This window comes from Mycobacterium sp. IEC1808 (genome assembly GCF_002101935.1).
Taxonomy (GTDB): Bacteria; Actinomycetota; Actinomycetes; order Mycobacteriales; family Mycobacteriaceae; genus Mycobacterium.
In genome coordinates, this window is sequence record NZ_LQPV01000056.1 from 18,282 (window position 1) to 39,342 (window position 21,061).

Here is a 21,061-nt window from a genome sequence, read left to right on the forward strand (position 1 = left end):
GTGACTGTCAGCGGGTCATACTGTGCCATTTCAGCCGTTGGCGTGTAAAGCACTCGGGAGGTCACAGGTGAGCATTCGGGTCATCCAATGGGCGACCGGGGGCGTCGGCAAGGCCGCCATCGCATGCGTGCTGAATCATCCGCAGCTCGAACTCGTCGGGTGCTGGGTGCACAGCGCCAACAAGGACGGCGTCGACGTGGGCGAGATCATCGGAGCCCCGCCCCTGGGTGTCACGGCGACCACCAGCGTCGACGACGTGCTGGCCCTCGACGCGGATTGCGTCGTGTACAGCCCGCTTGTCCCCAACGACGACGAGGTGCTGGCGATCCTGCGGTCCGGCAAGAACGTGGTCACCCCCGTCGGCTGGGTATACCCCGACCTGAGCAACCCGCGTCACCAGGCCATCGCCGACGCCGCGCTCGAAAATGGTGTGACGCTGCACGGCTCGGGAATCCACCCCGGCGGCATCACCGAGCGATTCCCGCTGATGTTGTCCTCGCTCTCCTCGGCGGTCACCCACGTGCGCGCCGAGGAGTTCTCCGACATCCGCACCTACAACGCCCCGGACGTCGTGCGCCACATCATGGGATTCGGCGGCACCCCCGAGGAAGCGATGCAGGGACCCATGGCCAGCCTGCTCGAGGCAGGTTTCAAGCAGTCGGTGCGAATGGTGGCCGACCACATGGGATTTCGCATCGAGCCGAACATCAGGACCATCCAGGACGTCGCTGTGGCAACCTCCGACATCGACTACGCCCCGTTCCCGATCACCACGGGAAAGGTGGCCGCGCGCCGGTTCCGCTGGCAGGCCCTCGTCGACGGCGAGCCGGTCATCACCGCCGCGGTCAACTGGCTGATGGGTGAGGAAAACCTGGACCCGGCCTGGAATTTCGGCGGCCGCGGCGAACGCTTCGAGGTCGAGATCACCGGCGACCCCAGCGTCAGCCTCACCTTCAAGGGGCTGCAACCGGAGACGATCGCCGAAGGGCTGGTGAAGAATCCGGGCGTCGTGGCCACCGCCAACCACTGCGTCAACGCGATCCCCGACGTCTGCGCCGCCGAGCCGGGCATCAAGACCTACCTCGACCTGCCGCTGTTCGCCGGGCGCCCCGCACCCGATCTCGCGGAAAAGCCGTGACCGCGCTGAACGACGTGTCGTTCTGTCACCTCGTCGTCGGGGTGACGGACATGGACCGCGCGCTGGCGTTCTACCGCGACACGCTCGGCATGGACGTCGTCTTCGAAGCGCTGATCTTGGGCGAGCCCTTCGACGAAGCACTGCACGCGAAGCGAAAGCAGGAGGGTCGGGTGGTGGGCGGCCTGCTGGGCGGGCTGATGGTCGAGCTGCTCTCGCTCGGCGCCAAACCCGACACCGAGAAGCAGCGGCGCGGCATCACCGGCATTCACAACGTGTCGCTGCGGGTGCCCGATCTCGACGACGCCCATCGCCGCATTGCGGCCGCCGGCTACCCGCCCGACCAAGAGCCGTTCGAAATCGGCGGGGTGCGAATGTTTTTCGTCAAGGATCCCGACGGGACGCCGGTCGAGTTCATCGAGCTGCCCGACGGGGCGCGCAGCACCTACGAGATGCACCGCGGCGTGCCGCTGCAGCTGGGGCCGGCGCGATGAGCTACTGGCACCCCGACTCGATGCGTGGCCACGTCGCGATCGTCACCGGCGCCGCGCAGGGCGTCGGCAAGGGCATCGCCGCGGCGCTGCTGGAACGCGGCGCATCGGTGCTGCTCGTGGACATCCAGGACGAGGTCCTGCACGCGACCACCACCGAACTCAAGCAGATCGGCCGCGCCGAACAGCTGGTCGCCGACCTGCGCGACCCGGCCAGCGCGCCCCGGATCGCGGCGGCCGCCGTCGACGCCTTCGGCACCGTGCACGGCCTGGTGAACAACGCCATCGCCACCAACGAGCCCAAACGATTCGTGGACATCACCACCGAGGACCTGGCGCTGGGGTACGACGTCGGACCCCGCGCCACCTTCCTGCTGATGCAGGCCGTGTACCCGCTGATGGTCGCCGCCGGCGGCGGGTCGATCGTCAACCTCGGCTCGGGCACCGGCACCGGCGGCGAACCCAAGTGGGGTGGCTATGCCGCCGCCAAGGAAGGCATCCGCGGGCTGTCGAAGGTCGCCGCCCTCGAGTGGGGACGCGACAACATCCGCGTCAACGTCATCTGCCCGTTCGCCGAGTCCGACGGCGTCAAAGCGTGGAAGCAGCTCGCGCCCAACGACTATGCCAAAGCCGTCGGGCGGGTGCCGATGAAACGCATCGGCGACGTCCGCACCGACGTGGGCGCGCTGGTGGCGTTCCTGCTCGGCACCGACGCCACGTTCATCACCGGCCAGACGATCCAGGTCGACGGCGGGATCGGCTGCTTCCGTTGAGCCAGTCGTTGCGGGAACGACAGCGCGCCCAGATCCGCGCCGACATCCGTCGCGCGGCGTTCCGGCTGTTCATCGAGCGCGGCTACGACGCCGTGACAACGGAGGAAATCGCCTCGGCCGCAGGCGTTTCACCGCGCACCTTCTTCCGGCACGTGCCGGCCAAGGAGGAACTGCTGCTCGCGCCGCTGCGCCACGGTGGCGCCGCGATCGTCAGCCTGCTCGAGGAGCGCCCAGCCACCGAACCACCCGACGTCGCGCTGGTCAACGCGATCGTCGTCCGCACCCGATCGTTCGACCCGGCCGACTGCGAGGAGTGGCGCGAGGCGCTGCTGGTGGCGCCCGGCCTGCTCGACAAGGTCACGCTGCACACACCCGCGGACAAGGAGCGCGCGACGAAGCTGATCGGCGAGCGGATGGGAACCAACCCCGACACCGACATCCGGCCCGGCCTGCTGGTCCAACTCGGCTTCGCCGCAGGCGATTTCGCGTTCCAGCGGTGGGTGCGCCAGTCCACCAGGAAACCCCGTCCGCTCGACGGCTACGTCACCGACGCCGTCGAGGCCATCAAGAGCCCGCATTGGCGAAGGAAGTCGAAATCGTGAACGACACGTACAAGGTAGCGGTATGGGCCACCGGCGGGGTGGGCAAGTACGCGATCCGAACCATCGCCGACCGGCCGAACCTCGACCTCGTCGGGGTATGGGTGCACTCGGACAGCAAGAACGGCAAGGACGCCGGCGAACTCGCGGGCATCGACCCGCTCGGCATCGCCGCCACCCGGGACGAGTCGGAGATCCTCGGCGGCGACGCCGACTGCGTCGTCTACGCAGCGCCGGCGCCGTCACGGATGAAGGAAGCGATCGGCGACCTGTGCCGAATCCTTTCCGCCGGAAAGAATGTCGTCACCACCGCGATACCGGGACTGGTCTACCCGCGAGGGTCGATGCCCGCCAAGGTGACCGATGCGATCCGCGGCGCGGCCGAAACCGGTGGCAGCTCGCTGTTCTCGAGCGGCATCGAGCCGGGATTCGGCGCAGACCTGTTCCCCATCGCACTGATGTCGATGTCGCACAAGGTGTATTCGGTGCGCGGCATCGAAATCACCAACTATTCCGAGTACCCGGCCGAATACGACATGCGCGAGCTGTTCGGTTTCGGCCAGCCCCTCGATTACCAAGGCGGGTTGATGATGCCCGGCGTGCTGCGCTGGGGCTGGGGCGCCGCCGTCACCATGGTCGCCGACGCGCTGGGCGTGGAGCTCGACGACATCCGCGAGACGTGCGAGTTCTTGCCCACGCCACGCGAAATCCCCACCGCCTTCGGGCTTGTCGAGGCGGGAACGGTCGGCGCCACCCGGGCCCGCTGCATCGGCGTCGTCGACGGCGTCGACGTCATCACCATCGAGCACGTCGACCGCATCGCCGACGACCTGGCCCCCGACTGGCCGAAGGGGCGCACCGGCGGAACCGACGGCATCTGGCGCGTCATCATCGACGGCGAACCGAGCTTTGACGCCGAGTTTGAGGTGGGACATCGGCCCGGTGACAGCCACAACGATCACGGACTGCTGGCCACCGGCATGCGCGCGGTCAACGCCATCCCGTGGGTCTGCGCCGCCGAGCCCGGAATCGTTGACGCGCTGCACCTTCCGCTGACGTCCCCGGTCGGAGCGCTGCACCCGCACCGCGACGGGATCCCCGCCTTCTGAGGTCAGAAGCTGTCGTTTCCCCCACCGGAGTCAAAGCCCCCACCGGAGTCAAAGCCCCCACCGGAGTCAAAGCCCCCACCGGAGTCGAAGCCCCCGCCGGAGTCCCAACCGCCACCCGAATCGAATCCGCCGAAACCGACGTCGCCGCCGCCGGAGTACGAGTCGGCGCCGAAGCCGGTGTCGCCACCACCCGAGTACTGGTAGTTCCCGTCGAAGCCGACGTCGCCCTGCTGGCTGTCGTAGCCGCTGTCGTAGCCGCCGCCCTGGTAACCGTCGTAGCCCGAATTAGCGAAGGCCGAATCCCGCCCGTCCTCGAACCCGCGGTCGTAGCTGCCGCCCCAGTGGTCGTCCAGCAGTGCATCGATCAGCAGCACGTCGGCGATGGCCCAACCCCAGCCGGGACCCCAGAACGCGTACGGGTAGTAGCCGGGGTAGAAGAACATTCCGTTGTGATAGCCGCCGGGGTAGTAGTTCGCGTAGCCCGGCTGCGGGGTGGTGCTGTAGTTGTTGTTGTTGATCGTCACGATCTGCCCGGTGTCCGGGTTCCTCGCCTGCACCGTGGCCTGCTTGCGCTCGCCGGGCGGCACTGAGGTCACGGCGTTCACATTGGGGATTGCCGCCGGGTTCAGCTTGCGATTGGCCTTGTCGACGGTGGACTGGACGGCACGCAGGTGCGCACGCGCCGCGGTGTAATCACCCGCCTGGTACGCCTTGCGGGCGTCGGACAGGCTGGCGTTCGCCTTCAACGACTCGGCGCTGACGTCCACGTCGGCATTGGTCATCACCGCGCTATCGAGGTCGGCGGCCTCGGATTCGGCGGCGATCAACTGTTCCTTGATCCGCTCGCGCGCCTCGGCGTCCTTGCGGCGCTTGCGGTTTCGGCCCACCGCGAACCAGATCGCCAGCACCACGCCGACGAAGATCAACAGCACCCACAGCCAAGTCCAACTGGTGTGCTTCGCGGTGCCGACCGGGGAGGTGGTCACCGGCCCGCCCGACGCGACGTTCACACCGGCCAGCTTGCTGACGAATTCACTGGTCGCGCCGTAGGGATCGTTGCGGTGGGCCCGGGCTGACTGATCCAACAACGAGTTCACGCTGTCCGCGACCTCCCGCGGCACGTTGTAGGCCCGCACGTGGTAGCCCCTGGCGTCGATCACCAGGATGACGCCGCTGAACCCGGGATCGCGCCCCAGGATGACGTTGTGAATGGCATCCGCCGTCGTCACCCCGGTCTGGTCAGGGGCCACCGCGGCAACCCAGAGCCGGGGTGTCGAGCTCCACGCCCATCGAGTGGTCAGGATCTGGTCGTTGACCCTGTCCGGGTTCTGCAGGGGCGGCCTGCCCGCCGGGTCGGCAACCACGTGCGTCTGCGCATTGAACCTGCCCACCACCTGGTCGGTGTAGGCGTCGGCCCACGCCGACGGCGCGAGCAGCATCGCCAACGCCCAGATGAACGGGATCACAAAGATCCGGCCGAATCGTCGAGTCACTTTTCTCCTGACCTCGTCCTGTGCTGATCGAACCACACGGTGACACCTCGCCGCCCGGCGATTCGCGGCGAGCTGAATGGGCACAGTCTTCTCATGAGCGTTGTGGTGATCGGCCAAATCGGACGCGATCTGGTGTTGCGTACGGACGGGCCGCCGTCGGCGAGCGAGGCCACCACCGTCCTGCACCGCGACGAACTACTTGGCGGCAAGGGCGCCAATCAGGCGGTCGGTCTGGCTCAGCTCGGCGCGCCGGTCGCGCTCATCGGCGTGGTGGGCGACGATCCGGCGGGCGCCTCGGTATTAAGACAGGCGCGGCGTGACGGCATCGGCGTCGACGGCGTCGTGCGGCGGGGCACCACGGCGTTGCTGATCGACATCGTCGGCCGGCCGGCGGAACGCATACTGCTGGAAGACGTGCCGGAAAGCTCCCTGGTCCGCGTGGCCGACCTCGACCGGAGCGCCTCCTTATGGGAGGACGCCGACACCGTCTCCATTCAGCTGCAGCAGCCGCCCGACACGGCGCTGGCGGCGGCGCGACGGGCGCGGCAGCGAGGACTGCGGGTGGTCGCGGACGGTGTGCCGGCACGCGATGTCCGCGAAGACCTCCTCGCCATGGTCGACGTGCTGCGTGCCGATTCGACCGAAGCCGCCCTGATCGCCGGCACGGAGGTCACCACCGTGCAGCAAGCGGCGGCGTTGGCCGACGACTTGTTGACGCGCGGCCCCGGGCTGGTGGCGCTCGCCGTCCCGGACGTCGGCGACCTACTGGCATGGCAGGCCGACCGCGAGCTGTTCGAGTTCGCCGACGTGAAGGTGGTCGATCCCACCGGCGCCGGAGACGCCTTCGTGGCCGGGCTCATCGCCGCCCTGCGCGACGGTGCCGGGCCGCGCCAGGCGGGCCGGCGCGCGGCGGCGGCCGCCAGTTCGACGGTGCAGCGCCTCGGCGGACGGCCCGACCTGACCGGGCTCGCTTTGTGAGGGCGGCGGCCTAGCCGCCACCGCCCCCGGCGCCACCTCCAGCGCCGCCGCCCGCTCCGCCACCAGCGCCTCCGCCCGCGCCTCCCCCGGCCGGGGGCACGCTGCCGGAGCCGCCGCCGTAAGAGGGCGCCGACGACGGTGGGGGCGGCGGCGCGGGGCTGGACGAAGTCGGAGGCGCCGCGGGCGCGTTGGTCGCGGATGCGTTGACGGTGCCACCCAAGGCGACTCCGAAGACGACCATCACGACACCACCGAAGAGTGCGACTCCCCTGCTAGCTGCAGATTTCACGGGTTCCCCATCCTTGTGATCTCAGTTCCGACGGAAGGGCCATACCCCTTATTCGGGTGCGCAATCAGCTGAGCGCGGGCAGGACCTTGTCGGTGAGCAGCTGGACCGACTTCCACGCCTCGTCGACGGGCATGCCGCCCACCAGGGGGTGCATGACGAGCGGCCCAAAGTCCTCGGCGTCACGCACCTCGGCGATCAGCTCATCGGGCGTGAGGAACCGGTATCGTCCCGACGCCCTGACCTCGTCCAGGGTCCGCACGCCGGGCAGGTGCATGAGCGAACGTTGCTCGTGTGACCAGCCGCCGTAAGTGACTGCCTCCCAAAGGATGTGATCTCCGAGCTCCGCCCACGCGCGATCGGGGTCCTCGTGCAGGAAGATCATCCCGCGGTTGATCGCGGCGGGCATCACGACGAGCGGCTTGAGGCCGACCTCGGAACAAAGCTCGCGGTAGTAGGCGGCGATGTCGGGCAGGTGGTCAGCGAGGCTGAGCGGGAGCCGAAAACGTGCGGCGCGCCGCGCCGTCGCGCGCGAACCCCCGCCGACGAACAACGGCGGGTGCGGCCGGGTCCAGGTGCCGGTGCAGACTCCCGCGTCCGCGCCGGCGCCGGACCACACCGACAGCATCCGCTCGACCAGGCCGTCCATCAGCTCGCCGCGGCGGCCGAAATCGATTCCGAGCGAATCGTATTCGAGCGTGCGATAGCCCAGGCCCACCGTCGTCAGCAGCCGGCCGCGGCTCATGTTGTCGACGAGCGCGATGTCTTCGGCGAGCCGGACCGGATTCCACAGCGGCCCCAGCGCGCAGTCGACGCTGGCGATCAGCGTCGTGGTTCGGGCCAGGAACATCGACGCGGCCATGATCGGGTTGCAGCTCCACCCGTGCCCGGTCGTGTGGTGCTCGTCGACACTGATCGAGGTGATGCCGTGCGACTCGCCCCACTGCGCCAGCTCTAGCGCGGCGCGGAGCAGTGCGCTCTGGGTACGCGGATCACCCTGCGGCGACGCGAAATTGAAGCGCAGCACGCTCAGCAGCACGTCATGCCTCCTCCTGCCCCGCCATCGACTGCAGGAAGGCGGGGAAATCGGGGAAAAGCGCGCGGTCGACGATCTCGATGCGGGTGCCCGAGGCGTCCTTGAAGTAGGCGAACAGCGAAAGTTCGGAGCCGGGCGTGTCGGCGGTCATCTCGAGAGTGAAGCCGTTGGCCTGCAACGCCCGCGCGCTCTCGGCCAAATCATCGCTGAAGTAGCCGAGGTGATGGACGGCGTTACCCGGCGCCGCCGTCCACGGGCTGCCGGGAACCTCCTGCACCAGTTCGACGTGGGGGCTCTGCAGGGAGTAGACGATCGTCGACGTCAATTCGCGGACGCCGGAGGCGGTGCGAAAAGGCAGCGTATAGCTCATCGGGTTGATCCACCGGTAGCCGGCCAGCGCGCTCAGCCTGGCCATCGCCGCGCCGAGGTCGGGCACCACGACGCCGGTGTGGTAGAAGTCCTGCGGGTGCAAAGCGAATGTCATTGTGAATTCCTTGCTTTCAGACACAGTCCGACGCGCCGTCGACGACGAAGAGCGCGCCGCTCGTGTAGCTGCTTTGCTCCGTGCACAGGAAGGCCACCGTCGGCGCGATTTCCCCGACCGATCCGAAGCGGCGCAACGGGATGTGGGCCAGCTCGGATTCGACCAGCTCGGCCGCGCCGTGCATGGGCGCGGTCATCGGGGTGTCGATCGTGCCCGGCGCCACCGCGTTCACCCGGATTCCCTTGCGCGCCCACTTCACCGCGAGGTTGCGCGTGATGCAGACGACGCCGGCCTTCGCGGCGCCGTAGCCGGGGACCAGTGGGACGGCGCGCAGCGCCGACATCGACGCGACGTTGACCACGCTGGCTCCGCCTGCCGCGGTCGACGACTTCAGCGCCGGATACAACGCGACGGTGAGACGGTAGGGACCGATCAGATTGAGCGCGACCGACGCGTCGAAACCGTCGGGTTTCGACTCGTCAAGTCCGCCGGGGAAATTCGCGCCGGCGTTGTTCACCAGGACGTCGAGGCCCGCGAACGCCTGCGCCAACGCGTCCACCGATTCGGGGTCGGTGATGCGCAACTGTCGATAGGCCATGCCCGACAGGTCGGTGTCGTAGTCCGCGGCCGCGGGTTTGGTTCCGGTGATGGTGACGTCGGCTCCGGCGTCCCGGAACAGCGTTGCGGTGGCATGGCCGATCCCGCTGGTGCCGCCGGTGACCAAGACGGTCGTCCCGGTGAAGTCGAAGCTGACTCGCGCCGTCATGCGTTCCTCGCTAGTTGGTTTCTGAGCCAAGCACTTTCCCAGAAGTTCGTGCTGTCGGCCAGCAGCGTCTCATGCGCACCGTTCAACACGTCGCGGGCCCCGGGGTGGTCGCGGGGAACCAGCTCGGCCAGGTGGATGGCGTGCAGTGGCCGCCCCGCCTCGAGGTGCGCCCGCGCCCTGTCCACCAGCGCGTCGGCGCCGGCCAGCTCGACCACGTCGGCGGCGACAGCCTCGAAACCGACCGGATACAGTTCGGTGGTCGATCGGTGGTGGAACCAACCCGAGTAGTTCTCCCACACGGCGCGCACATCCCAGTCGACCTTCCCGTAGCCTTGGCCCACTTCGTATTCCGGGGGCAGGGTGATCTCGCGCATCAGGGTGCGGACGTCCTTGCCCGCGTTCATCCCGGCGACGGTCTGGTCGTGGACATACCGGATCGCGTCGCGCAGGCGGGTCAATTCGGCGTTGATGCGCTCCCGCCCCACGATCGGTTCGAAATGACCGGTCACCAGGAGTTCGGGTTCGAGATCGCGGACCCGCTCGACCGACGCGATGGCGGTCAGGGCGTCGCGGTACCGGTCGCCGCGCATGGTGACGAGGTTGGGGATGTGGCCGAATATCGGACCGAAGGTGTTTCCGCACAGGCAGATCCGCTCGTCCGGCAGCCACACCACCAGCGAGTCCGTGGTCTCGCCGCCGGGCACGGCTATCAACTCCATGCGCCGGCCGCCGAGCTCCAGGGTCAGGGTGTCCTCGAAGTCGAGATCGACGGTGGGAACACTCTGGGCGGGCAGCCGCTTCGTGCCGAGCCGACGCTGGATGTCCTGGATTCCCGACGCCAGCGTGTCCTTGAAGGCGAACGCGCTGCGGGCGGCGCGGTACGGGATCAGCCTTTCGTTGTCGTCGCGCCACGCCGTCCAGTTCGCTTGCGCGACAACGGTTGTGTCGGGGTCGCGCACGCTGTCCAGGCCGCCGACGTGGTCGACGTGGCCCTGGGTGAAGATGATGTAGCGCACCGGCGAGGGGTCGACGGCGTCGAAGTTGGCGCGGTGGACCGGCCCCTCGAAGCCCATGCCGGTGTTGACGATGACCCGGCCCTCGCCGGTGGTCAGCAGGTAGGCGTTCGACAGCCCCGGCGAGCACCACAGTCCCGGGGCTATCTGCTCGGCCTTTTCGGCGGCAGCCGGGCGCAGGCCGTCGGCGCCGGGCCTTTCGCGATAGATCGGCTCGAACATCGCTGTTGACTCCTTCATTCGGGCCGGACGTCGAATCGGGTGAAATAGAACTCGAAGCGCCCGCGCAGTTCGTCGGGCGAGATGCCGAAGTGCCGTTGCAGCGCGTAGCGGACGCGACCGTGCTTGCCCCGCGGATTGCGGTCCAGGTAGTTCTGGAAACGGCCGCGCACCTTGGGCGTCAGCTCGACTCCCCCGCGCTGGTAAAGCTGCTCCAGCAGCACCATTTCGTTGCCGTTGAGGTGGTGGAAGCCGATGTCGATACTGCGTTCGGCCGGAACGAGGTCGCGGTCGCGCACGCACGCGCCGAGCAGGCGCTGCACGCGGTCGCTCCAGTAGTCCAGCAGCCATTCGGGGTCGATGGTGGTCCGGCGCAGCCGATCCGAATAGGCCATCATCGTGATGGCCGACTGGACCACGGCGACGGGATCGCGGTGGGTGAAAGCCACGGTCGCGTCGGGGAAGGTCGCCATCAAGGGGCCGAGCTGCTCGCAGTGCTGCGGGCTCTTCAGCACCCAGGTCCGCGGACCACGCAGGAAGGTCAGCGCCTGCAGGACCTTCTTCAGGTACGCGTAGTGCCGGGTCTGATCCAGCCCCAGGTAATAGTCGCGCCAATCCGGCACGCGCGCATGCCATTCCAGGACGTAGGCGGCCAGGTCGAGGTCGAGGAGTTCAACCTCCTCCTCGATCGCCTCGGGAAAGCGATCGTGCATGGCGGCCACCACCGGGGCGCTGGCCATGAGCGCGTCGTGCTCGGCCTTGGCCCGCGCGTACCGGGGATCGACGCCGGAAATATCGGGGCCTTCGCCGCGCGCGGGTATGGGTTCCTGACTCTCCCAGTAGGGCAGCGCGCGCCGGCGCGGGTCGGCCGCGATGAGGTTGACCAGGTGCGTGGTTCCGGATCGCGGCATCCCGACCACGATGAAGGGCTTCTCGACGGGGATCGATTCGATTTCCGGATACCGCTTGATGAGTTCGGTCAGCGACAGCCGGTTGCGCAGCAGGCGAACCACGCGTTGCCGCAGCGACGATCGGGTGAGCTGGGTCAGGCCTTCGTCCGCTTCGATGGCCGCGACGTGCACGGCCAGCCGGTCTTTGAACCCGTCGATGTCGTCCAGGTCGTCGGCCCCGGCTTGCCGGACCGCTTCGGCGAGCATCCGCTCGGCATCGAAGTCGACGCGCCTTGCCTCGGTGAATTCGAGGATCTGACGCTGGACGTCGGTCAGCCGGGGCGCCGTCAGGTCATCGAAGTCGATGTCGTCCACGTCGCCGACCGCAGAAGCCACGCGAGCTCTACAGGTTGGCCAGGTCGTCGGGAACGTCCACCTTGTGTTCCTGCAGCGCCTCCAGCGGCACCACCTCGAGCGTGCGCTCGTGGGTGGACGCCAACACCACCGGCGCGGCGCACCCGTCGTTGTGGGCCCGAAGCCAGTTCAGGGCGGTGACGCACCAGCGGTCGCCGGGCAACAGGCCGGGAAACCGGTGCTCGGGAACCGGCGTCAGCAAGTCGTTGCCGATAGAACGCTGGTGTTCCAGGAATTCGGCCGTCATCACCGCGCAGATCGTGTGACGACCGAGGTCTTCCTGGCCGGTCGAGCAACAGCCGTCGCGGTAGAAACCGGTAAGCGGGTCGGTACCGCACGGTTCCAGCGGACCGCCGAGCACGTTGCGATCGGGCACCGGTTTAGTATCGCGCCCCGGGGTGCGAAATTTATAGTCAGTTTGCCCATCCGCGCCCGGCGATTTTTTGCCGCCGCCGGCATTCGGCGCCCGAGCGGCCGGGCTGCGCGGTAGGTTCTGCCTGTGAAACTTTCCGGGGCTTTCCTGGCGGAAGCGGCCGCGACCGTCGACAACAAGCTCAACGTGCAGGGCGGCGTGCTGTCGAAGTTTACGGTCGGGCCCGACCGGTATGCCCGGTTTGTCCTCGTGGTGCTGACGCAGTCCGGAACCGAGGATTCCGACCGACGGGTCGACGTGGAACTCAAGCCCCCGACGCTCGACGCGCCGCAATACAAATGGTTCGACGCGCCGGAGGCCGCCCTCGGGGAATTTCCGGGGTTCGCCTTCTTCGAGATCGAGGCCCGGCTACCGGTTGACGGCCGCTGGACGATCGAGATCAGTTGCGGCGATTCGTCGGTCTCGCTGCCGCTCGTGGTGGACGGGTGGACTTCTCCGTCCCTTGACATTTGAGCAAGCCCATTTTCGCTTGACGCGCAATGGCCTTGCACACCAGGGAAATCCGTCCTCTCGGGGCGGCCGGCCCGCCGTGACCCGCGACCGGGCGCGCGAATGCCCATAGGTCACAACAAGATAACAATTTCCGCGGCGCCGAGAACCCGGCGCGACGCGCTGGCCAAATGCCGGGCCCGGAGCCGCGGGAAATTTATCGTCATTTGGTGCATCGTCGTACAGCCTTGAAGCTTCCATTGCTGCTGGCGGCGGGCACGGCCCTGGCTCACGTACCTCGCGCCTCCGCGGACCCGGCGCCGCGCTCCTCCGGGGAGATCACCCGATGGTCGCCCGACCGCGCCAACCGCTGGTATCAAGCGCAAGGATGGCTCGTCGGCGCCAACTACATCACGTCGAACGCCATCAATCAGCTCGAGATGTTCCAGCCCGCCACCTACGACCTGCGGCGCATCAACACCGAGCTGAGCTGGGCCCGGGCTTACGGTTTCAACAGCGTGCGGGTTTTCCTGCACGACCAGCTGTGGGCCCAGGACGCGAGGGGTTTTCACAACCGCCTCGCGCAGTTCGTCAGCGTCGCGGCGAGCCACGGCATCCGGCCGCTGTTCGTGTTCTTCGACTCCTGCTGGGACCCGTTCCCCAAACTCGGCCCGCAGCGCGCGCCGCGGCCCGGCGTGCACAACTCGGGGTGGGTGCAGAGCCCCGGCGCGGAACGCCTCGGTGACCCCGGCTACACCCAGGTCCTGCACGACTACGTGACCAGCGTGTTGACCCAATTCCGCAGCGACAACCGGATTTTGGGTTGGGACCTGTGGAACGAGCCGGACAATCCCGCGCGGGTGTACGCCAAGGTCGAGCGGAAGGACAAGCTGGAGCGGGTCGCGGAGCTGCTCCCCCAGGTGTTCCGTTGGGCCCGTTCGGTCGATCCCAGTCAACCGCTGACGAGCGGCGTGTGGCGCGGCGCCGACCAGGGCGAGCATGGGGGCGCCAACGCCATCAGCGACATCCAGCTGAGCAACGCCGACGTGATCACGTTCCATTCGTATGCCGAGCCCGCGGGCTTCGAGTCGCGGGTCGCCGAGCTCGCGCCGCACGGGCGCCCGATCATCTGCACGGAGTACATGGCCCGCCCCCAGGGCAGCACCATCGAGTCGATCCTGCCGATCGCGAAGCGCCGGAACATCGGCGCGTTCAACTGGGGGCTGGTCGCCGGGAAGACCCAGACGTACTTCCCGTGGGACTCGTGGGACCACCCCTACGCGGCCCCGCCGAAGGTGTGGTTTCACGACCTGCTGCAACCGGACGGCCGGCCCTATCGCGACAGCGAGTTCCAGACGGCACGCAGCCTGGGCGGCGGCGGGCCCACGTGAGACGCTCCGAACCGCGCTGAGCGGCTCATGGGGTGTTTGTCGGGGGAAGCAGTTCGGCAACCAGTGCGCGGACGTGCTTGGCGATGTCATCGCGGATGGCGCGAACGATGTCGGGGGGCTGGCCTTCCGGGTCCGCCAGTTCCCAGTCACGGTAGGTGACTCCGGGTAAGTGAGGGCTGATGTCGCCGCAGCCCATAGTGATCACGATGTCGCCGGCCCGCACGGCGCCGGGGGTGAGGAGTTTGGGGGCCGCGGCGGTGATATCGATGCCGATTTCAGCCATCGCCGCGACGGCGGCGGGGCTGATCACCGAGGCGGGTTCGGTTCCGGCGGAGCGCACTTCGATGCGGTCTCCGGCGAGGTGCGCGAGCAGCGCGGCGGCCATTTGAGAGCGGCCGGTGTTGTGCACGCAGACGAACAAGACGCTGGGTTTTTCCGTCATCGGCGGGGCTCCGGGAGTGGATTGCGCACCGCGAAGCTATGAAATTTTTCGATCCGAAATTTGCCCATCTTGTGCCCAAACATCGCCCACTAAGCAGCGCCGGGGCGTTAAGCGGGCGCGTTACCTGCGGTTCTTATTCATTCTTTGGCGGTGGCGGAGGGATTTGAACCCTCGGACGGTTTTAGCCGTCACACGCTTTCGAGGCGTGCTCCTTAGGCCGCTCGGACACGCCACCGCCAGGCAGCTTACCGAACGCCCCGCCCCTCACCCCAATCGCTGGTTCTGGCCACCGAGATCGCCGCCGTGGTTGTGCTCGCGCCAAGATCACAGCCCTCACGGCAATCTCGACGCCGCAGGAACTCACCCCAATCGCTGGCGGGCGAAGAAGGCCTCCAGCGGCGCGGCGCACTCCCGCGCGAGCACGCCGCCGCGTACCTCCGGGCGATGGTTGAGCCGACGGTCGCGGACGACGTCCCACAGCGACCCGACGGCTCCCGTCTTGGGCTCCCACGCCCCGAACACCAGCCGCGCGACGCGGGCCAGCACCAGCGCGCCCGCGCACATGGTGCAGGGCTCGACCGTCACCGCAAGCGTGGCGCCCTCCAGCCGCCATCCGTCGCCGAGCACGCCGGCGGCAGCCCGCATCGCCAGGATTTCCGCGTGGGCGGTCGGATCGCCAAGGGCCTCACGGGCATTCACCGCCCGGGCGAGCTCGGTCCCGTCGGCGCCGACGACCACCGCACCGATCGGCACGTCGCGCGGCCCCGCCGTCGCGGCGGCCTCCAGTGCGGAACGGATCAGGCCTTCGTCAGTACTCACCGACCGGGCTTGATGGCGGCGACCCGCTTCGCCCGGCTCCCTCATTGGTGGCGACCCGCTGCGCCCGGCTTCGCCGCGCTTGCGATCGCCACGGCCGCGCTCGAGATCACCGACCCAAGCGGTCGATCACCGCCGACAGCTGGTCGGCAAAGCCCATCTCGCGGGCGATGCGGCCGAGTTGCTCGTCGGCGTACAGGTCCGTCTCGTCGAGGATGACGCCGAGCACCGCCTCGGGCAGCCCGACATCGGACAGCAACCCGAGGTCGCCCTCCTCGAAGGGGTCGGCGTCCTCGAGGTCTTCGGGGTCGATGTCGGCGTCGAGGTTGTCGAGCACCTCGGCGGCAATGTCGTAGTCCAGCGCGGCGGTGGCGTCGGAGAGCAGCAGCCGAGTCCCGGACGGGCCCGGGCGCACGATGACGAAGAACTCGTCGTCGACGTCGAGCAGCCCGAACACCGCGCCCGAGCTGCGCAGCTCACGCAGCTCCGTCTCGGCGGTCTGAAGGCTCGTCAGCGCCTTGGCGCCCATGGGATAACAGCGCCACTTGCCCTCTTCTCGCACGACGGCAACGCCGAAGCCGTCCGGTGCGTCCGCGGACGGGCCTTGCGCTGGAGCGCGCTGTGCTCCCATGGGCGCCTACGCTAGTCGCTGACCAGCCCAACTGACCAGACGGAACACCGCCGCCCGCCGAAAGTGTGCAAACCTAAGACGGTGGCGCACCCTGTATCCAAGACTCCGGTTTGCGTGCTGGGGCTGGGCCTGATCGGCGGCTCGATCATGCGGGCCGCGACCGCGGCCGGCCGCGACGTCTTCGGCTACAACCGATCGGTCGAGGGCGCGCACGCGGCCACCGCCGACGGCTTCGACGCCAGCACCGATCTCAGCCACACCCTGACGCGGGCCGCCGACACCGGTGCGCTGATCGTCGTGGCCGTGCCGATGCCGGCTTTGGCGGGCATGCTCGCCCACATCAGCGAGCTGGCCCCCGATTGCCCGCTGACCGACGTCACCAGCGTCAAGAGCGCGGTGCTGAAAGAGGTGACCGCGGCCGGTCTGCTGGAACGCTTCGTCGGCGGCCACCCCATGACGGGCACCGCGGACTCGGGCTGGGCCGCCGGATACGCCGGGCTGTTCACCCGGGCCCCGTGGGTCATCAGCGTCGACGACCACGTCAACCCCGCGGTCTGGTCGATGGTGATGACGCTGGCGCTGGACTGCGGGGCGCTGGTGGTACCGGCCAAATCGGACGAGCACGACGCCGCGGCGGCCGCCATCTCGCACCTGCCGCACCTGCTCGCCGAGGCGCTGGCGGTCACCGCGGGCGAGGTGCCGCTGGCGTTCGCGCTGGCGGCCGGCTCGTTCCGCGACGGCACCCGGGTCGCCGGCACCGCCCCGGACCTGGTCCGGGCGATGTGCGAGGGCAACTCCGAGCAGCTGCTCCCGGCCGTCGACCACGTCATCGAGTTGCTGGTCCGCGCCCGCGACTCGCTGGCCAGCCACAATTCGCTGGCCGACCTCATCGACGCCGGCCACGCCGCGCGGACGCGTTACGACAGCTTCCCGCGCTCCGACATCTTCACGGTCGTCATCGGCGAGGAGAAGTGGCGCGAGGAGCTGGCCGCCGCGGGCCGGGCGGGCGGGGTGATCAGATCCGCTCTGCCAAGCTTGGGTAATCCACAATGAAGCCGTCCTCGTCGACGCTCACGGTGGTGTCGGCGACGGGAGAGCGCAACTTGATTCCGTCGAGACGGCCCTCGCTGGTGTAGCTGACGGTCGCCGCGGTGACGCTCATGTCGGGCACGTTCACGTAAACCATGGGCAGCGTCACCGTGTCGGCCCGTTCGTGCAGCGCGAGGCGCCGGATCGGCAGCGCGTTGAAGAACGGGCTGAACACCACGTCGACGTCGAGCGCGCCGTTGTATCCGGCGCGCCGCTCGCCCTGGTGGTCGGTGATCAGCCACATGTTTTCCTCGTCGCGGGCGATCGAGAGGACGCGTTCGCGCTCGGCCAACGTCACGGTCAACCCGAGCCGCTTGGTGGCGCCGGTCTCGTCGGTCTGCAGGTCGTAGTAGGCGCCGAACGCCGGATTGGTCGGGGTGGCGGCGGCGACGATGCGCCCGTTAGCCCTCATCCGCTTGTTGGACAACTGGATTCGTACCGATTCCATGCGCGAGATGTCCTGTGCGCGCCAGGTCAACATCGCCTGCCATACGCGCCGCGCGGGGTCGGTGGGGGCCGTGTTCACCCTTCTACCGTAAAACTTGTCCACCGACGGCGACACGTTTGTCGACAAGTGCGGTCGGCGTCACGTGGTCGCGCCGGCGTACCCGCCCGCGTAACCGGCCGGTACCGGGCGCCGACGCCCACACCGCGAGCGCCAACAGGCCGTCGAGGATCAGCGCCAATGCGGCCACCATCAGCGCGCCGACCAGCGCGAGGTGGAACTCGCGCTCCTTGATCCCGTCGATCAGGTATCGGCCCAGGCCGCCGAGGCTGGCGTAGGCGGCGACGGTTGCGGTGGCGACCACCTGCAGCGTCGCGTTGCGCAGGCCGCCCAGGATCAGCGGCAGCGCGTTGGGTATCTCCGCGCGCAGCAGCACCTGGGCCTCCGTCATGCCCATCGCGCGGGCGGCGTCGACGACCGACGGCTCGACGTTGGCGATGCCCGCATAGGCACCGGCCAGCAGCGACGGCACGCCCAGCAACATCAGCGCGACCAGCGGCGGCCCCAAACCGAGCCCGAACAGCAGCACCCCAAGCAGCAGCACGCCCAGCGTCGGCAGGGCGCGCAGGCCGTTGACGGCGCCGACCACCAGGAGCGTGCCGCGCCCGGTGTGCCCGATGATGAGCCCGACCGGGACTGCGATCAACGCCGACGCGCCCACCGCGATGGCGGTGTACTCCAGGTGTTCGAGAATGCGCGAAGCCAGCCCGACGGGGCCGGTCCAGTTGTCGGCGGTCAGGAGGTAGGACAGGGCCTGCTGCACGAAGTTCATCGCGCACCGCCCACGACAGGGGCCACCACCGACCGGCGACGCGGCGTGCGCCCGGCCCGCTCCCACGGCGTCGCCAGCCGGCCCGCCAGGACGATGAGCGCGTCGATGGCGATCGCGAGCACGAACAGCGCGATGATGCCGGCGACGATCTGATCGCTCTTGTCGGTCTGGTAGCCCTCGGTGAACCAGGTGCCCAGGCCGCCGATGCCGATCACCGAACCCACCGAGACCATCGCGATGTTGGTCACCACCACGACGCGCAGCCCGGCGACGAGCACCGGAATGGACAGCGGCAGTTCGACTTTCAGCATCCGCTTGATCGCGGGGTAGCCGATGGCGGTGGCCGCGTCGCTCACCTGGGCGGGCACCGCGTCCAGCGCCTCGAGCACCGCCCGCACCAGCAGCGCGGCGGTGTAGGCCGTCAGCGCCACCATGACGTTGGCCTCGTCGAGGATCCGGGTCCCGATGATCGTCGGCAACACCACGAACAGCGCCAGCGACGGGACGGTGAACACGACGCTGGCGGTGGCGGTCGTCAGCCGCCGAGCGATCGGCGCGCGCTGCACCAGCACACCCAGCGGCACCGCGATGGCCAACCCGATCACGACCGGCACCAGCGACAGCCGCAGATGGACCACGGTCAGGGCCCAGGCGTCGTCGAGGTGGGTGAGCAGGTAGTGCATGCCTAGGCCCTTCGCCGGGCTTCCACCGCAGCAAGCACGTCGGCGGCCAGCACGCCGCCGATCAGCTTGCCCCCGTCGTCGACGGCGACCCCCAGGCCCGACGGCGACGACAGCGCCGCGTCGAGGGCGTGGCTGAGGTTGCCGTCCGGGCGCAACACCGACCCGACGCCGCCCATGCTGTCGGACAACGACGCGCCCGCGCGGTGCTTGCGCAGGCCCTCGGCATCGATCCAGCCCACCGGGATGCCGGCGTCGTCGACCACCACCGCCCAGCCGTCCGGGAGGCCCGCCTCGGGGAGGCTAGCCGCGGCGATCCGGTCGATGTCGTGCAACGGCAACCCGTCCGCGCCCATGAGCTGCAGCCAGCGATACCCGCGGCCCAGACCGATGAACCGGGCGACGAATTCGTTAGCCGGACGCGACAGCAGGTGCGCGGGTTCGTCGTACTGCTGCAGCACGCCGTCCCTGAACACCGCGATCCGTTCGCCGAGTCGCAGCGCCTCGTCGATGTCGTGCGTGACGAACACGGTGGTCTTGTGCAGTTCGCTTTGCAGACGCAGGATTTCGTTCTGCAGTTCGTGGCGCACCACCGGGTCGACGGCGGAGAATGGCTCGTCCATCAACAGGATCGGCGGGTCGGCCGCGAGCGCGCGCGCCACACCGACGCGTTGTTGTTCGCCGCCGGAGAGCTGCGCCGGGTAGCGGGTGGCGATCTTGGCGTCCAACCCGACGCGCTCGAGCACCTCGTAGGCGGCCTTGCGGGCGTCCCGGCGAGACCGGCCCTTGAGCACCGGAACCGTTGCGACGTTGTCGATCACGCGCTGATGGGGCATCAGGCCGGCGTGCTGGATCACGTAGCCGACCCCGAGGCGCAGTCGCACCGGGTTGACGGTCGACACATCCGCCCCGTTGACGGTTATCCGGCCGGAGGTCGGCTCGATCATCCGGTTGATCATCCGCAACGCCGTGGTCTTGCCGCTGCCCGAAGAGCCTACGAATACCGTCAATTCACCGTTGGGGACCACCAGGCTCAGCCGGTCGACGGCCGTTGTCCCGTCGGCGAATACCTTGCTGACGTTGTCGAAGACGATCAACGCGGTTGACCGATCGGGTGATTGAAGTCGTTGTCGCGCACCCAGTTTCGCGCGGCCTGATCGGGATCGATGCCGGAGTTGCCCGACACCGCGGCGTTGAGGTGGGCCAGACCGGAGGTCGTCAGCTTCGCCGACACCGCGTCCAGCACGTCCTTGAGGCGGTCCGACCTCTTCTGCGAATTCACCAGCGGCACAATGTTGCCGGCCAGGAAGTTGTGCTGCGGGTCCTCGAGCGCCACCAGATGATTCTGCAGCATCGCCGGTGAGGTGCTGAAGATGTTGGCGGCCGTCACCTTCCCCTCCACCAACGCGCGCACGGTCACCGCGCCGCCGCCGTCGTTGATCGCGACGAAGTTGCCCGGGGCGATGTTGAGTCCGTACTTCTGTCGCAGGCCCGGCAGCCCGGACGGGCGCGTCTCGAACGCCGAGGGCGCCCCGAAGCGCACATCCGGCGAGTGCGCCGCCAGATCGCCGATCGTTTTGAGGTTCCAGTCGCCGGCCGTGCCGCTGGGGACGGTGACCGTGTCGGTGTCCGAAGCCGGCGACGGCGTCAGGATCGACAGGTCACCGGGGAGCTTCTTATATAGCTCCAGCTCGACGTCGTCGAGCATGGTCGCGGTGGAGTCGGGCGCGAAGTACAACAGCAGGTTCCCGATGTATTCGGGCACCAAGTCGATGGAATGATCCTTCAGCGCAGGAACATACGTCTCACGGCTGCCGATCCCCATCCGCCGCCCGACCTCGAACCCGTTGGCCTGCAACGCTTCCGCGTAGATCTCGGCGACGATCTCCGACTCGGGGAAGTCGCCGGAGCCGACCACGATCGATTTCGGGCTGCGCATCTGCGTGCCCAGCGGATCGGAATTGCTGCACGCCGCGATCAGACCTACCGCCGCCAGCCACGCTGCCGCCCGGACAGTCACGCGGCGCGCGCGCAGCCGCATCCTCATACCGCCGACATTAACGGCAGAACCGCTGCGACGCGGCCGGGCGCGGGCGTCGGTTTGGGTGGATTTGTTTCAATCTGCCCAGGATGGGACAAAGATGAGACTATGAGCGGCCAAACCCCTGACTCCCCTCCCCCGCCTCC

The 21,061-nt window shown here is 68.6% G+C and carries 24 protein-coding genes, 1 tRNA gene and 1 pseudogene; 9 read left to right on the forward strand and 17 right to left on the reverse strand.

Annotated features, from left to right (window positions below; translation table 11 throughout):
• Window positions 1-67: 67 nt before the first annotated feature.
• From AWB92_RS23450 to AWB92_RS23470, 5 genes are read left to right on the forward strand one after another with little or no spacing between them, the layout of a single operon-like run.
• Window positions 68-1,138 (forward strand): dihydrodipicolinate reductase, encoded by a 1,071-nt coding sequence (locus tag AWB92_RS23450; protein WP_068184577.1) that lies wholly within the window; start codon window positions 68-70, stop codon window positions 1,136-1,138.
• Window positions 1,135-1,629, forward strand: coding sequence for a VOC family protein (locus AWB92_RS23455; protein WP_277622324.1), 495 nt, complete (start codon window positions 1,135-1,137; stop codon window positions 1,627-1,629). The genes AWB92_RS23450 and AWB92_RS23455 overlap by 4 nt, the downstream gene beginning before the upstream one ends.
• On the forward strand, window positions 1,626-2,399 hold the full coding sequence (locus AWB92_RS23460; RefSeq protein ID WP_085189929.1) for an SDR family NAD(P)-dependent oxidoreductase: 774 nt from the start codon (window positions 1,626-1,628) through the stop codon (window positions 2,397-2,399). Before AWB92_RS23455 ends, AWB92_RS23460 begins: the two co-directional genes overlap by 4 nt.
• On the forward strand, window positions 2,396-3,001 hold the full coding sequence (locus AWB92_RS23465; protein WP_068100430.1) for a TetR/AcrR family transcriptional regulator: 606 nt from the start codon (window positions 2,396-2,398) through the stop codon (window positions 2,999-3,001). The genes AWB92_RS23460 and AWB92_RS23465 overlap by 4 nt, the downstream gene beginning before the upstream one ends.
• Entirely contained in the window at window positions 2,998-4,107 is a 1,110-nt protein-coding gene (locus AWB92_RS23470) for a hypothetical protein (RefSeq protein WP_085189931.1), read from the forward strand. The genes AWB92_RS23465 and AWB92_RS23470 overlap by 4 nt, the downstream gene beginning before the upstream one ends.
• 2 nt (window positions 4,108-4,109) lie before the next feature.
• Here AWB92_RS23470 and AWB92_RS23475 read toward each other — a convergent pair whose 3' ends face one another.
• Complete coding sequence (locus AWB92_RS23475) at window positions 4,110-5,546, reverse strand: hypothetical protein (protein ID WP_142282266.1); 1,437 nt, start codon at window positions 5,544-5,546, stop codon at window positions 4,110-4,112.
• A gap of 147 nt (window positions 5,547-5,693) precedes the next feature.
• Between AWB92_RS23475 and AWB92_RS23480 the strand changes: the two genes are divergently transcribed.
• The gene (locus AWB92_RS23480; RefSeq protein ID WP_085189935.1) at window positions 5,694-6,578 is read left to right on the forward strand and encodes a PfkB family carbohydrate kinase; all 885 of its coding nucleotides are present in this window, start codon (window positions 5,694-5,696) and stop codon (window positions 6,576-6,578) included.
• Window positions 6,579-6,588: 10 nt separating this feature from the next.
• Here AWB92_RS23480 and AWB92_RS30125 read toward each other — a convergent pair whose 3' ends face one another.
• The 7 genes from AWB92_RS30125 to AWB92_RS23510 form a co-directional block, all read right to left on the reverse strand.
• On the reverse strand, window positions 6,589-6,867 hold the full coding sequence (locus AWB92_RS30125; RefSeq protein ID WP_193791424.1) for a hypothetical protein: 279 nt from the start codon (window positions 6,865-6,867) through the stop codon (window positions 6,589-6,591).
• A 64-nt stretch (window positions 6,868-6,931) separates the two neighbouring features.
• On the reverse strand, window positions 6,932-7,903 hold the full coding sequence (locus AWB92_RS23485; protein WP_085189937.1) for an LLM class flavin-dependent oxidoreductase: 972 nt from the start codon (window positions 7,901-7,903) through the stop codon (window positions 6,932-6,934).
• 1 nt (window position 7,904) lies between these two features.
• Window positions 7,905-8,384 (reverse strand): VOC family protein, encoded by a 480-nt coding sequence (locus AWB92_RS23490; RefSeq protein ID WP_085189969.1) that lies wholly within the window; start codon window positions 8,382-8,384, stop codon window positions 7,905-7,907.
• 16 nt (window positions 8,385-8,400) lie between these two features.
• Window positions 8,401-9,150 (reverse strand): SDR family oxidoreductase, encoded by a 750-nt coding sequence (locus AWB92_RS23495; protein ID WP_085189939.1) that lies wholly within the window; start codon window positions 9,148-9,150, stop codon window positions 8,401-8,403.
• On the reverse strand, window positions 9,147-10,385 hold the full coding sequence (locus AWB92_RS23500; protein WP_085189941.1) for an MBL fold metallo-hydrolase: 1,239 nt from the start codon (window positions 10,383-10,385) through the stop codon (window positions 9,147-9,149). Before AWB92_RS23500 ends, AWB92_RS23495 begins: the two co-directional genes overlap by 4 nt.
• 14 nt (window positions 10,386-10,399) lie before the next feature.
• Window positions 10,400-11,668: a sulfotransferase gene (locus AWB92_RS23505; RefSeq protein WP_085189943.1), complete on the reverse strand. Its 1,269-nt coding sequence runs from the start codon at window positions 11,666-11,668 to the stop codon at window positions 10,400-10,402.
• A gap of 7 nt (window positions 11,669-11,675) precedes the next feature.
• Window positions 11,676-12,062: a DUF2237 domain-containing protein gene (locus AWB92_RS23510; protein WP_068100445.1), complete on the reverse strand. Its 387-nt coding sequence runs from the start codon at window positions 12,060-12,062 to the stop codon at window positions 11,676-11,678.
• Between the two features lie 123 nt (window positions 12,063-12,185).
• On the opposite strand from AWB92_RS23510, the gene AWB92_RS23515 reads away from it, so the two are divergent.
• Both AWB92_RS23515 and AWB92_RS23520 read left to right on the forward strand, forming a co-directional pair.
• On the forward strand, window positions 12,186-12,572 hold the full coding sequence (locus AWB92_RS23515; protein ID WP_085189945.1) for a hypothetical protein: 387 nt from the start codon (window positions 12,186-12,188) through the stop codon (window positions 12,570-12,572).
• Between the two features lie 206 nt (window positions 12,573-12,778).
• The gene (locus tag AWB92_RS23520; protein ID WP_085189971.1) at window positions 12,779-13,939 is read left to right on the forward strand and encodes a cellulase family glycosylhydrolase; all 1,161 of its coding nucleotides are present in this window, start codon (window positions 12,779-12,781) and stop codon (window positions 13,937-13,939) included.
• Between the two features lie 25 nt (window positions 13,940-13,964).
• On the opposite strand, the pseudogene AWB92_RS23525 reads toward AWB92_RS23520, so the two are convergent.
• The 4 genes and pseudogenes from AWB92_RS23525 to AWB92_RS23540 form a co-directional block, all read right to left on the reverse strand.
• Window positions 13,965-14,375: pseudogene (locus AWB92_RS23525) on the reverse strand (heat-shock protein HtpX); the annotation flags it as partial.
• Window positions 14,376-14,526: 151 nt separating this feature from the next.
• A tRNA-Ser gene (locus tag AWB92_RS23530) sits at window positions 14,527-14,616 on the reverse strand.
• Between the two features lie 125 nt (window positions 14,617-14,741).
• Complete coding sequence (locus AWB92_RS23535) at window positions 14,742-15,200, reverse strand: nucleoside deaminase (protein WP_142282264.1); 459 nt, start codon at window positions 15,198-15,200, stop codon at window positions 14,742-14,744.
• 106 nt (window positions 15,201-15,306) lie between these two features.
• A complete protein-coding gene (locus tag AWB92_RS23540) occupies window positions 15,307-15,828 on the reverse strand; it encodes a tRNA adenosine deaminase-associated protein (protein ID WP_068179924.1) in 522 nt (173 codons plus the stop codon).
• A 114-nt stretch (window positions 15,829-15,942) separates the two neighbouring features.
• On the opposite strand from AWB92_RS23540, the gene AWB92_RS23545 reads away from it, so the two are divergent.
• Window positions 15,943-16,881: a prephenate dehydrogenase gene (locus tag AWB92_RS23545; protein ID WP_277622325.1), complete on the forward strand. Its 939-nt coding sequence runs from the start codon at window positions 15,943-15,945 to the stop codon at window positions 16,879-16,881.
• On the opposite strand, the gene AWB92_RS23550 is transcribed toward AWB92_RS23545, so the two are convergent.
• Genes AWB92_RS23550 through AWB92_RS23570 form a run of 5 tightly spaced genes read right to left on the reverse strand, consistent with a single transcriptional unit; the run spans window position 16,844 to window position 20,921 of the window.
• Window positions 16,844-17,443: a putative glycolipid-binding domain-containing protein gene (locus tag AWB92_RS23550; RefSeq protein WP_068179931.1), complete on the reverse strand. Its 600-nt coding sequence runs from the start codon at window positions 17,441-17,443 to the stop codon at window positions 16,844-16,846. The two genes, AWB92_RS23545 and AWB92_RS23550, sit on opposite strands and share 38 nt — an antisense overlap.
• A gap of 4 nt (window positions 17,444-17,447) precedes the next feature.
• Window positions 17,448-18,194 carry an ABC transporter permease gene (locus AWB92_RS23555; RefSeq protein WP_085189954.1) on the reverse strand — a complete coding sequence of 249 codons (747 nt, stop codon included), beginning with the start codon at window positions 18,192-18,194 and terminating at the stop codon, window positions 17,448-17,450.
• Entirely contained in the window at window positions 18,191-18,877 is a 687-nt protein-coding gene (locus AWB92_RS23560) for an ABC transporter permease (protein WP_068179942.1), read from the reverse strand. Before AWB92_RS23560 ends, AWB92_RS23555 begins: the two co-directional genes overlap by 4 nt.
• Window positions 18,878-18,879: 2 nt before the next feature.
• Complete coding sequence (locus AWB92_RS23565; RefSeq protein ID WP_085189956.1) at window positions 18,880-19,971, reverse strand: ABC transporter ATP-binding protein; 1,092 nt, start codon at window positions 19,969-19,971, stop codon at window positions 18,880-18,882.
• Window positions 19,968-20,921, reverse strand: a complete 954-nt coding sequence (locus AWB92_RS23570; protein WP_085189958.1) for an ABC transporter substrate-binding protein — start codon at window positions 20,919-20,921, stop codon at window positions 19,968-19,970. The genes AWB92_RS23565 and AWB92_RS23570 overlap by 4 nt, the downstream gene beginning before the upstream one ends.
• Between the last annotated feature and the right edge of the window lie 140 nt (window positions 20,922-21,061).

Coding starts and splice junctions, on each gene's coding strand:
- AWB92_RS23460 (WP_085189929.1), top strand. CDS start 1,626: ATGAGCTACTGGCACCCCGACTCGATGCGTGGCCACGTCGCGATCGTC.
- AWB92_RS23475 (WP_142282266.1), bottom strand. CDS start 5,546: ATGCTGCTCGCGCCGTCGGCGTGGGCCGACGCCTACACCGACCAGGTG.
- AWB92_RS23480 (WP_085189935.1), top strand. CDS start 5,694: ATGAGCGTTGTGGTGATCGGCCAAATCGGACGCGATCTGGTGTTGCGT.
- AWB92_RS23490 (WP_085189969.1), bottom strand. CDS start 8,384: ATGACATTCGCTTTGCACCCGCAGGACTTCTACCACACCGGCGTCGTG.
- AWB92_RS23495 (WP_085189939.1), bottom strand. CDS start 9,150: ATGACGGCGCGAGTCAGCTTCGACTTCACCGGGACGACCGTCTTGGTC.
- AWB92_RS23500 (WP_085189941.1), bottom strand. CDS start 10,385: ATGTTCGAGCCGATCTATCGCGAAAGGCCCGGCGCCGACGGCCTGCGC.
- AWB92_RS23540 (WP_068179924.1), bottom strand. CDS start 15,828: ATGGGAGCACAGCGCGCTCCAGCGCAAGGCCCGTCCGCGGACGCACCG.
- AWB92_RS23555 (WP_085189954.1), bottom strand. CDS start 18,194: ATGAACTTCGTGCAGCAGGCCCTGTCCTACCTCCTGACCGCCGACAAC.
- AWB92_RS23560 (WP_068179942.1), bottom strand. CDS start 18,877: ATGCACTACCTGCTCACCCACCTCGACGACGCCTGGGCCCTGACCGTG.
- AWB92_RS23570 (WP_085189958.1), bottom strand. CDS start 20,921: ATGAGGATGCGGCTGCGCGCGCGCCGCGTGACTGTCCGGGCGGCAGCG.